This window comes from Hydrogenophaga electricum (genome assembly GCF_030160815.1).
In the GTDB taxonomy this organism is placed as follows: domain Bacteria; phylum Pseudomonadota; class Gammaproteobacteria; order Burkholderiales; family Burkholderiaceae_C; genus Hydrogenophaga; species Hydrogenophaga electricum.
This window is the reverse complement of sequence record NZ_BSPB01000113.1, coordinates 1-3,218: the sequence shown is the minus strand read 5'-3', so window position 1 is coordinate 3,218 and position 3,218 is coordinate 1. Positions and strand designations below refer to the sequence as shown.

Sequence of the window (3,218 nt, the reverse complement as noted above, 5' to 3'; positions counted from 1 at the left end):
CGCGGGCGGCGGCCTGTTCGAGCGCGATCGCCGCCTCGGCCTCGTCGTGCTGGCGCAGGCACAGGCCGAGCGCGGCGGCAGCAGCGTCGAACCAGCGCCCGGTGCTGCTGGTGAACGGGCTGTTCAGGCCGCGGTCGAGCATCTGGCGCACGCCGGCGGCCAGGGGTTCACCGACCACCGCCCCAAAGCGCGGCACGATCTGATCGCCCCGACCGCTGGCGTGCAGCGCGCTCGCGGCCATGCGCCAGGGTTCGCGCGCGGCGCGGTCGCCTCCCGGCAGGGCCAGCGCAAACAGGTGCCCAAGGCGCTGCCAGCGGGCGCCGTCGAGCCCCAGCAGTTCACCGCCCCAGGCGGTGAAGCCGCTCGCCGGGCCGCCCCCATAACGGCGCTCCCCCGGTGGGGAAACCGGCGAAGCCTGGCAGGGGGTGTCTGTTTTGGTGCCCATCCCCACGCCGTCGAGCGCGAGGCCGACCACCGGTCCGTCAATGCCGTGCTCGGCCACGACGGCAGCCAGGTGGGCATGGTGGTGCTGCACGCCGATCGCGGGCACACCCAGCGCGTGTGCGGTGGCAATGGCCAGTTGGGTGCTGAAAAAGTCGGGGTGCAGGTCGTGCGCGATGGCCTGCACCGGCGCCCCGGCGGCTGCGGCCTGCCGGAGCAGCGCCTGCACCGAAGCTTCCAGCGCCTCGCAAGCAACCGGATCGCTGAGGTCGCCGTGCACCGGCGACCAGTGCGCGCGCCCGTCCAGCAGCAGGCAGGCCGCGTTCTTGAGCCAGGCACCGACGGCGAGCACGGAAGCGGTCATGAGCAGGCTCCGTCAGGCGGCCGACAGCGCGGCCCGGGCTTTCGCCAGTTCGGCTTCGAGCTGCTGCACCCGCTGACGCAACGCAGCCTCATCGGCGGCGGGCTCCTGGTCGTGGTGATGGTGGTCGTGACCCATCGCGTGGTCCAGCCAGTGCAGCCAGGCGTCCATGCCTTCGCCGGTGGTGGCCGAGAGCTGGATCACCTCGATGGCCGGGTTCACGCGCCGTGCCAGATCAATGCAACGCGCCACGTCGAACTTCACGTGCGGCAGCAGGTCGGTCTTGTTCAGGATCATGAGCTGCGAGGCCGCGAACATGTCGGGGTACTTCAGCGGTTTGTCCTCGCCCTCGGTCACCGAGAGGATGGCCACCTTGGCGGCTTCGCCCAGGTCCCACACGGCGGGGCAGACCAGGTTGCCGACGTTCTCGATGAACAGCAGGTCGCGGCCGCCGTGGCCGTGGCCGTGCGCATGGTTGTGGTGATGGCCGTGATCGTGGGCATGGTCGTGCGAATGCGCATGGTCGTGGCTGTGCAGTTGCGCAAACGCCTCGGCCACCATGGGCGCGTCGAGGTGGCAACCCTTGCCGGTGTTCACCTGAATGGCTGGCGCGCCGGTGGCGCGGATGCGGTCGGCGTCGAAGCTGGTCTGCTGGTCGCCCTCGATCACCGCGACGTGCAGGCCCGGGTCGCGCGCCTTCAGGGCCTCGATGGTCGCGCACAGCAGCGTGGTCTTGCCCGAGCCCGGACTGGAGACGAAGTTGAGCGCGGTCACGCCGTGCGACGCGAAGTGCGCGCGGTTCTGTTGCGCCACGCGGTTGTTGGCGCCCAGGATGTCGGTCTCCAGCTTGATCGCCCGTTCCTGGCTCATGCCGGGCACCGACACGCGGGCCGCACCGGCACCGAAGTGCAGATCGCCACTGGCCGGGTTCACCGTCACCACACCGGGTTCACCGCCGGCCTGTTGCACATGCCGGGCATGGGCCGGGCTGTTGTCACTGCATCCGCACACGACACACATGATGTTTCTCCGTCATTGTTTTTTAACCAGAAGCTCATCCGAAGCACTCGGAAGTTGGCCAGTCGCGCCGCGGAACCGGCTTTGCCGGGCCGCAGGGGCGGTCCCCCTCCCGCCGAAGGCGAGAGAGGGGGAAGACGCGAAGCGGCGCAGGGGGTTCTTCATACCACCCTCATGTCCACCACGCGCAATTCCATGCCGCCCGTGGGCTGCAACTGGTGGCCGCCGCACTGCGGGCAGGCGTCGCCGCGCTGGCTGATCGCCACCGTCTGGGCACAGCCCATGCACCAGGCTTGCCCGGGCGGTTCATCGATCTGAATGCGCGCGCCGTCCAGCAGCGTGCCGGGGGCCAGGCTTTCCAGCGCAAAACGCAGCGCCCGCACGTCCACACCCGCCAACTGGCCCGCTTCCAGGCGCAGTTCGAGCAGGCGCGCGAAGTGCTCGCGCCGCGCCGTGTCTTCGATCAGTTGCAGCACGCCACCGGCCAGGCTGGCTTCATGCATGACACACCTCCGTGTGCGGCTGGGCCGCCCCCCCGATCTCGAACGGCACGCAGGGGTCGAAAGCCGCCATCAGCAGCCCGACCTGGCGCGCCACGCCGGGCGCGCGGGCGTCCAGCGCGGCCACGCGCCGGGCCACCTCACCCTGCGGCTGGAAGTTCCACTCGGTCGGCGCCAGCACCTGGCAGGCCTGCACGCGGCTGTCGGCGCCGTCGCCGTGCAGGCGCACGCGGTGCACCAGCAGGCCGCGCGCCATTTCGACCCAGGCCAGCCCTTCGTCGGGTCCCAGGTGCAGCCCGCCGTGTTGCAGCACCCGGGCGCCCTGCCCGTCGCCATCGGGCAGGCACAGGCGCACCAGTTCGGCCACGCGGCTGCCCAGCAGCGACCAGGGCGTGAGCGGCAAGTCGGCATCGGCCCCATGACGGCGGGCCCATGGCCCGGTGTGGGCGCCCGCGCCCTGCCACAGCGGCGCCAGCACGAAACCCGGTTGGTGGTCCAGATCGGCCGCCAGGGCCACCAGCCCGGCGTCGCTGCCATGCACACGCAAGGCACGGGTCTGGTCGAGCGGCTCACCGGCGTCGGCCGAGCGCGCAGCGCTCACCAGCGCCGGCAGCCAGCCGGTCTGGCGGTGGCTCCAGTCCAGCCACCAGTCGGCGCCGCAGACCTGCCAGGCGCGATGCCAGCGCGTGGCCGGCATCTGCAGCCAGCCCTGTTCCAGCCAGGCCAGGGTGTCGGGCCACAGCGTCGGGTCGTGGGCGTCGCGCGGGCGCAGCAAGGGGCAGGTGCGCAATCCGGCCAGGGCCGCGCTCGCCACGCCCGCATCGCCGTCGGCCAACAGACGTGGCCAGTCCAGCGCGATGCGCCGCACGTGTTCGGCCGCGGTGTCGCGCCGCAGGCGG

General features: G+C 71.7%; 3 protein-coding genes and 1 pseudogene. All 4 read right to left on the bottom strand.

Annotation, left to right across the window (positions count from 1 at the left end; all coding sequences use genetic code 11):
- Positions 1-805, bottom strand: an 805-nt coding sequence (locus tag QQK43_RS22895) for a Kae1-like domain-containing protein (RefSeq protein ID WP_440589181.1), incomplete at its 3' end; no start/stop codon positions are given.
- A 12-nt stretch (positions 806-817) separates the two neighbouring features.
- A complete protein-coding gene (hypB, locus tag QQK43_RS22890) occupies positions 818-1,822 on the bottom strand; it encodes a hydrogenase nickel incorporation protein HypB (RefSeq protein ID WP_284309596.1) in 1,005 nt (334 codons plus the stop codon).
- Between the two features lie 158 nt (positions 1,823-1,980).
- Positions 1,981-2,322: a hydrogenase maturation nickel metallochaperone HypA/HybF gene (locus QQK43_RS22885; RefSeq protein ID WP_284309595.1), complete on the bottom strand. Its 342-nt coding sequence runs from the start codon at positions 2,320-2,322 to the stop codon at positions 1,981-1,983.
- Positions 2,315-3,218: pseudogene (locus QQK43_RS22880) on the bottom strand (hypothetical protein); the annotation flags it as partial. The gene QQK43_RS22885 and the pseudogene QQK43_RS22880, both read right to left, overlap by 8 nt.